At 60.9% G+C, this 7,230-nt stretch carries 6 protein-coding genes and 1 pseudogene; 6 read left to right on the forward strand and 1 reads right to left on the reverse strand.

The genetic code is table 11. From position 1 onward, the window contains the following. Positions 1–2: 2 nt before the first annotated feature. The 5 genes and pseudogenes from ACFSQT_RS01720 to ACFSQT_RS01740 all read left to right on the forward strand — a co-directional run bounded on the left by ACFSQT_RS01720 (position 3) and on the right by ACFSQT_RS01740 (position 5,759). Entirely contained in the window at positions 3–1,052 is a 1,050-nt protein-coding gene (locus ACFSQT_RS01720) for a DUF7146 domain-containing protein (RefSeq protein ID WP_379016733.1), read from the forward strand. Positions 1,053–1,312: 260 nt separating this feature from the next. After that, positions 1,313–1,649: pseudogene (locus tag ACFSQT_RS01725) on the forward strand (hypothetical protein); the annotation flags it as partial. Positions 1,650–1,991: 342 nt separating this feature from the next. Further along, positions 1,992–2,537 (forward strand): VOC family protein, encoded by a 546-nt coding sequence (locus ACFSQT_RS01730; RefSeq protein WP_379016734.1) that lies wholly within the window; start codon positions 1,992–1,994, stop codon positions 2,535–2,537. Positions 2,538–3,297: 760 nt separating this feature from the next. Continuing rightward, positions 3,298–4,593, forward strand: a complete 1,296-nt coding sequence (locus tag ACFSQT_RS01735; RefSeq protein ID WP_379016735.1) for an aminotransferase-like domain-containing protein — start codon at positions 3,298–3,300, stop codon at positions 4,591–4,593. 2 nt (positions 4,594–4,595) lie between these two features. Beyond that, complete coding sequence (locus ACFSQT_RS01740) at positions 4,596–5,759, forward strand: formyltransferase family protein (RefSeq protein ID WP_379016736.1); 1,164 nt, start codon at positions 4,596–4,598, stop codon at positions 5,757–5,759. Here the strand turns inward: ACFSQT_RS01740 and ACFSQT_RS01745 are convergent. After that, the gene (locus ACFSQT_RS01745; RefSeq protein ID WP_379016738.1) at positions 5,754–6,878 is read right to left on the reverse strand and encodes an IS630 family transposase; all 1,125 of its coding nucleotides are present in this window, start codon (positions 6,876–6,878) and stop codon (positions 5,754–5,756) included. The two genes, ACFSQT_RS01740 and ACFSQT_RS01745, sit on opposite strands and share 6 nt — an antisense overlap. A gap of 45 nt (positions 6,879–6,923) precedes the next feature. Here ACFSQT_RS01745 and ACFSQT_RS01750 point away from each other — a divergent pair, with 45 nt between their 5' ends. Further along, positions 6,924–7,229: a LexA family protein gene (locus tag ACFSQT_RS01750; protein ID WP_245330990.1), complete on the forward strand. Its 306-nt coding sequence runs from the start codon at positions 6,924–6,926 to the stop codon at positions 7,227–7,229. Position 7,230: the final 1 nt, after the last annotated feature.

Below are 7,230 nucleotides of genomic sequence, written 5' to 3' on the forward strand. Positions count from 1 at the left end.
TCATGACCGGCTCGGCTTCCGATCTGGCATACCGCCTTGGCGATCATGCCGAGGCGGTGTGCCGCGAATATCTTTCCAACGGTCATCGCTCGGGCAATCACTGGATCGTCGGCGATGTCCGCAACACGCGCGGCCGCTCCATGCACGTCCGCCTGAAAGCCAATGCGAAAGGACCAGCAGGCAAATGGGTCGATGAGCAAAGCGGCGAACATGGCGACCTGCTCGACGTGATCGAGGCGAGCTGCAACCTTACGGACTTCCGCGAGGTCGCGGACGAGGCGCGTCGCTTCCTCGCCATGCCGCGGTCCCCACTGCAGTCTCAGACCCTTCGAGCGCAGCGCCAACCTGCCGCGGCACGCGGTTCGCCCGACGCCGCGCGTCGCCTGTTCGCCATGTCGCAGCCGATCGCCGGCACCCTCGCCGAGCGTTACATTGCCGGCCGCGGCATTCTGCTTTCCACGCGCGAGCGCGCCCTGCGCTTCCATCCCGCCTGCTATTACCGGGATCTCGTGACGGGCGAGATGCAGACGCTTCCCGCGCTGATCGCGGCCGTCAGCGGCCTCGATGGTGGCATCACCGGCCTGCAACGTACCTGGCTTGATCCTGCAGGCAACGGCAAGGCGCATCTCGTCGATCCCCGTCGCTCGCTGGGCCACCTTCTGGGCAACGGCATCTGGCTTGGCTTCCAGCCCGGTACGCCTATCCCGGTCATGGCTGCCGGCGAGGGCTTCGAGACGATGGCCTCGCTCCGGACGGTGATGCCGGCGCTGCCGGTGGCAGCCGCCACCTCGGCCAACCACCTCGCCGGCCTGATCTTCCCGCCCGGCTGTACCCGCCTCTACATCGCGGCCGATGCGGACGCCGCCGGCCGGCAGGGCATCGAGCGTCTCAGCCAGCGAGCAGGCGAGGCCGGGATCCTCGCCCTGGTGCTGCGGCCGCGGCTCGGCGATTTCAACGACGATCTCCGGCAGCTCGGCCCGGCCCGCCTCGTGGCTTGGCTGCGGGGCCAGCTGACCCCCGATGATGCCCGTCTCTTTCTGCCGTCCGGATGAGCGGCCCAAGCCGGAAAGTTGTCCGGCAGGCGGGCAGGGGCGGCGTCAACGGAAGGTTGCAGGCATGGGGCGGCGGTCCGCCGGAGGGGCCGCGCCCGCGGCCTGCCTGAGAGGCGACCCCTGCCACCCCCCGGTCACGGCCGCAACGGCTGCGCCGTCCTCCGCTTGCGCTTCGGCCTTCGGTGCGGCCGCGCCCGGGGCGCGGCGGGGATGCGCTGTCAGGCCGCGATCGGCGCGGCCACGACCGACGGAGACACGCCATGACCTACGAGCTTCCTTTCGACGACGCCTACGAGCCCTATCACGCCTCCTCACCGACTGACCGCGTCATCCTCGAACTCCAGATGTACGGCCATCGTCCGCATCAGGACGAGCCGGACCCGCGCCCGCTGCCCGACGACGAGGTGATCCGGGCCGGCCTCGCCGGGATCGTCGAGACCTTCGCCGGGCATGCTCGGCGACACCAGGCTCGAACCCGATCTCGACGACCTGCTCTGGTCTTTTACCAACGTCTTCCATCGCGCCGCCGAACGCGTCGCCCGCAGCCTCGACCGCAACGAGGATGCGCAGCGTTCGAGCCAGAGCGAACAGGACGGTTGCCGTCGCGAGCCCGCGGCTGGGATTTTAATGAGGCTCGATACGCGTCGCCTTGATCTAGATCAAGGCTCACCGACCCCATAGGGAATATGATCGCTTGGACCGGTTCTAGGATCCAACGGTGCCACATGAGCCGCGGAGGGCGCTCGGCTACCCCCGAGTGCAAGATTCGTGACGATGGTGACCGCCATATCATAGTTGAGCCTGCTTGGAACCGGGCTGGTACCCGCCGGTGGGCGAAAGAGATGACACATATATCATTACTCTCGCCCAACCTACAGTATACAGCATACATGCCCAGTCGAGAGTCCAAATGCGTTATCCAAAGAGAAGGAACTGGAAATGAGTCATCCCATAAACGTGTCATTTGACAGCGCGTCGCAAGACACCACACAGGTGGATGACCACACTAACCTGCGATTTCGTGGGATCGACCACATCGCCTTGGCCGTTCATAGACTGGAAGACGCTATTCATTTGTTTCAAGGTGTCCTTGGTTTTAACCTCAGGCGCCGACTCCACATAAAGGGTAAAAAGACTGGTATGGTGTGCGCGGAGATGGTTCGCGACGGGATGTGCTTTGTACTTTGTCAAGGCACAGAACCAGAGTCGCAGGTGTCTCAACTTGTCGAGCATTTTGGGGTAGGTCTGGCCCATGTCGCGCTGGCTGTGGACGATGTGTCGGCGATGATCGAGGTCCTCAAGAAGCGAGGGCTGTCGTTTGACACAGCCGTAATAAGCGGACCGGGCCTAACACAGGCGTTCTCTTCGCGATGCCCTAACACCGGCTTGAGCATCGAACTTGTACATCGGAACGGCGAGGAAGGGTTTCTCGACAACAACGTCCAAGAACTTTTTGAGCAGTTGGAGCAGTCCGGGAAATACTGAGCGAACATGGACGGTCCCAGTCCCCCAATGTGTAGGCGGCCGTGGAATGCACGACTGTATTGCGGTCACGGTCGATCAGATTCAGTCATGAGTCCGACCTGCAATCCACAGCATCGATGCCACTAGTCATGCGAGGTCCGCTGATGGCGGGCCCGAAGTCCGCCGAAGGAGGCCGCAAGCGAAATGTGCATCGGGCTAGCGGCATGACGGCTGTGGCACCGATCACCAGCAACCGTCAGATGATGCGATCGCCCCTTTGCTGCCCGTGTGCGCAAAAATCTGGGCGGATGCCGAGGCCATGTGCGAAGCGCCGCCTGGCGGTTTATTCCGGTCGATAGCTCCAAGCATCAGACACCGCCATGGTGTTGAAGGTGCGTTACCTATTGATGACGGAAAGGCAGGAGACACTGTCGCTCAGTCACCGGCCGCGGAAGGAGTCCTGCAACCGCGAACTACGGAAGACGAGCAGGCGAGTCCAGTATACCGGGCCAAATTTGGATCGCCCGATGTTCGATGTCAGACACTCGTCATGGCAGTTTTATAGCGACCGTCTTGTTTAGACGCGTTTTTCTCGCTTGGCACGAAAAATGCAAAGCCCTCCACAATCGGAGTAAGAGCAATGTTCGACGATCACACTCGCCAATCAGACGGCTATTTCTGAAACCGGTCTAGCCCGTGCCGCTGGTTTCAACGGAATGCTGCTGTCGAACCCACACTGGTGTGATCCTCACCTTGCCGGTAGTTCTGCGTGGGGTCCACGATGGATAATATGCCGCCAACCTCAGTAATGAACTTCTTAAACGAGGTCTCGGGTTCGTTTCCGTCGGCGATTTCCCTGGCCTCGGGCAGACCAAGTGATCGGTTCTTCGATAGGCTTGACCCCCAGGCACTGTTGAATGCGCTAGTGGTTTATGAGCGGTATTCAGCCGGCGATCACGGAGGTGGGCAAGTACACTCTCAGTTGTTGCAGTATGGACGAACTGCCGGCCTCATCAGCGAGCTCGTTGCACAACAGGTTCGATCCGATGAGGGGGTTGCCGCGAGGACTGATCGCGTACTAATCACGTCAGGCTGCCAGGAGGCGCTTGCTGTCTGCCTGCCGGCGCTGTGTCCCGAACCTTCGGACGTGATCCTGGTCTGCAACCCCACCTACGTTGGCGCAACCGGTGCAGCTAAGGCCGGAAGGGTCGCCGTTGCAGCCTTACCCAACTCAGGGCCTTGCGTTGCAGAGGCAATCGAGCGCGCAGTCCTGCAATTGCGCCGAAATGGTCGGAGGGCTCGGGCGGTATATCTTATCCCCGATTTTGATAATCCGACCGGGCGCGTTCTCGATTCGGCCGCACGACGCGATGTACTTCAAGTGTGCGCCAGACATCGGGTCATCATTCTGGAGGATAACCCATATCGGCTATTTCGGTATGAAGGTGATGCGATCCCTCCGATGGCCGCTTTGGATGAGGTAGGAAGTGTCATCTACCTGTCTACATTCTCCAAGACGCTAACCCCATCTCTCCGCGTGGGAGCTGCGATACTGCCCGAGACGATATTTGGAGACGCGGGAGCTTGCCGAGTACTTTGGGAAGATCTGGTTCAGCGCAAGAGTTTCGTTACCCTCAATACGAGCCAAATTACACAAGCGATCGTGGCAGGGCTGTTGATCGAACAGGGGGTAAGCTTGCGTGGCTGGATACGGCCGGCGCTGGATTGGTATCGTGCCAATCGCGACCTTATGTTGAGTCAGCTGGATTGTGTGTTTTCGCCGTTCTCGGATCAGATTCGATGGAATCGCCCCTCCGGCGGCTTCTTCCTGACCCTCGATCTTCCTTTCAGATTTAGCGCGGAGAGCATGAACGAGTGTGCAAGAGATGACAATGTCATCGTTATGCCCATGAGCTTCTTCGCGTTGGATGACTCTCAAGACTACAGGATTCGATTAGCGTTCAGCGCGGTTACTCCCGAACAGATCCGAACCAGTGTGACCGGTTTGGGCCGCTACGTGGCGCGGCGGCTTGGGCGGGAATTGCCCAGCTTGGTGGGTGGACTGCGGGAGGGATAAAGATGGCATATCGGTCTTCTCGGGTGCGCGGAAGTGCCTTCCAACCAAGCCGTCGGGATAGGCAACTTGCACCGCGATCAATCTCCTCCGGCATCATTGTGGGCAGTGGTACGCTCGCAATCCGCTGCGCTCAGCTGGCAATGGCGACGGGCCATGTCATTGGTGCGGCCCTGTGTAGTGACGCCATATTCGCGGATTGGGCGGCTCACGCCAATATCCCGAGCATGGAAAGTCTTGAAGAGCTCTGCTCTTTTTTGAAGGCGGAGCCAGTGGATTGGATTTTCTCCGTTGCCAATCCGTTCATATTGCCACCGGACGTGTTTAGGCGAGCGCGTCGAGGTGCATTTAACTACCACGACGGTCCATTGCCACGATATGCGGGAACGCACGCAACGTCTTGGGCGCTGCTGGCGCAAGAGACCGAATATGCCATCACGTGGCATCGGATCGATGATGGTGTTAATACGGGTGACATTGTCGTTCAACGCCAAGTGTTGATTGCGCCCGGCGATACTGCACAGACCCTGAACCTCAAATGTTATGAAGCCGCGATCGAGGGTTTCCGCGAGCTCTTAACTGGCCTCGAGAGCGGGAAGCTTACGGCCCACCCGCAGGCGCTGGGGGACAGAAGCTATTTTCCGAAACGTCGACGCCCAGATGCGGCAGGCTGTCTGCGATGGGATCGATCCGCGCAAGATCTGTCAACGACGACGCGTGCCCTAGACTTTGGCCCGTATCATCCCAATCCATTGTGTCTGCCCAAGGCGCTCCTAGGTGATGAGGTTGTCGCAATCAGGCGCCTGGAGGTGCGGCCTCAACGCTCGGGCGTTCCGGCAGGTTGCCTGCTTGAAGTCCACTCCAGCCATTGGCGGGTGGCGACGGGTACAGAGGATGTCGATGTTGGATTTGGCGGCCCCGATGGGCAGGCGCTGGACGCGCGAGCCCTCGCCAGGCACTCCAATCTGGATAAAGGTGATCGCCTTCCGATCTTGAGCGAGGAACAGGCGCGGAGCATAACTGCCACCCATGAATTGCTGGCGCCTTCAGAGAATTTTTGGCGACAACGGCTAGAGCAGCTTAGAACATTGCAGCTTCCTTTCCCGTCTTCGCCCGTGGCTGAAGCGCCGCCCAGATGGCGGACTAGTACCTCTGCACAGAGGTTATGACTCTTTGGAAGTCGGCTTGGGATAGGCTTTGGCCATCTTAAGGCGTGCGTTTTCGGTAGAGAACATCCAGTTGATGCGAGCGCCACTGGTGTTTCGCAGGTGCTCCCAGGCAGCGGTCTCCGCGACGAGGCGATCATAGCTATTGATGCGACGATCGAGGCACTGGCCGCGCAGGACGCCGATTTCGATCTCGACCATGTTGAGCCAGCTGGCGTGTTTGGGCGTGTAGTGGAATTCCAGCCGTCGAAGGACGCGTCGCGCCTGTGAAGCAGGCAGAGCCTGGTAGAGCGCGGCGGCCGAGTGGGTTGACAGATTGTCGAGCACCACCCTGACGCGTTCGGCCTGCGGGTAATGGATATCGACGAGGTCGCGCATGCAATGGGCAAAGTCTTCCGCGGCGCGCCGCTCGGTGACCTTGACTTTGCGCCAGGAGCGGTGTGCGTCGAGGAAGACGAACAGGTTGGCGGTGCCGTTGCGCTTGTACTCGCAGTCATACCGCTCAAGCCGGCCCGGTTCGGCCGGGATCGGCTGTCGCACCTCGCCGATGAGTTGGGTCGGGCTTTCGTCGAAGCACACCACCGGTCGCTTCGGGTCCGGTGCCTCGGCATAGAGGTCGAGCACGTCCTCCATGCGCGCGACATACTCGGCGTCGACCTTGGGGATGCACCACATGTCCTTGCGCCAGGGCTTGAGATCGTTGTCTGCCAAGCGTCGGCGCACCGTCTCGCGCGACAGTTCCTGGTGATCGGTCAGCTTGACGAACTCACCGGCCAGCAGTTCCAGGGTCCAGCGGGCGCGGCCCGGCGGCGGACTGGAACAGGCGGTGGCCACCAGCAGGGCTTCTTCCTTGCCCGTCAGCTTGCGTTGCGCGCCTGCGCGTGGCTCTTCGCTGAGCGCCGCCTCCAGACCCATCTCCACGAAGCGGCGCTTGGTGCGATAGACAGTGGAGCCGCCGACCACCACCGTCGCGGCAATGGCCTCGTCACCCAAGCCCGCGTCGACGGCGAGCAGGATCTGCGCCCGCTTGAGCTTGCGAGCCGGCTGCTTGCCGCCTGCCAGCATCGCTGTGAGTTCATCGCGTTCGGGTTGGTCGAGATCGACACGATAGCGTAGATTCATCCAGAAAGCCTCCTCGGTTGCCAAGGGTTCCGGATGAATCGAAAATTGAATCAATTACTTGACGGGCAAACGCCTGCGGGTCCCAGCTTCACCGAAAAACAGGGCCAGTACCTCGCCTTCATCTGGGCTTATATGCAGATCAACCGCCAGCCGCCGGCCGAACGCGACATGCAACGCTATTTCGGCGTCACCCCGCCGTCCGTCCACCAGATGGTGCTAACCCTCGAACGCTCCGGCCTCATCCGCAGGCAACCAGGTGTCGCGCGCAGCATCCAACTGCTCGTCGACCACGACATCCTACCCAAACTTCAGCCGGTTCAACCCGTCATAACCTCTGTGCAGAGGTACTAGT

The sequence above is a fragment of the Mesorhizobium calcicola genome (assembly GCF_042682105.1).
Lineage (GTDB): Bacteria > Pseudomonadota > Alphaproteobacteria > Rhizobiales > Rhizobiaceae > Mesorhizobium > Mesorhizobium calcicola.

Coding starts and splice junctions, on each gene's coding strand:
- ACFSQT_RS01720 (WP_379016733.1), top strand. CDS start 3: ATGACCGGCTCGGCTTCCGATCTGGCATACCGCCTTGGCGATCATGCC.
- ACFSQT_RS01730 (WP_379016734.1), top strand. CDS start 1,992: ATGAGTCATCCCATAAACGTGTCATTTGACAGCGCGTCGCAAGACACC.
- ACFSQT_RS01735 (WP_379016735.1), top strand. CDS start 3,298: ATGGATAATATGCCGCCAACCTCAGTAATGAACTTCTTAAACGAGGTC.
- ACFSQT_RS01740 (WP_379016736.1), top strand. CDS start 4,596: ATGGCATATCGGTCTTCTCGGGTGCGCGGAAGTGCCTTCCAACCAAGC.
- ACFSQT_RS01745 (WP_379016738.1), bottom strand. CDS start 6,878: ATGAATCTACGCTATCGTGTCGATCTCGACCAACCCGAACGCGATGAA.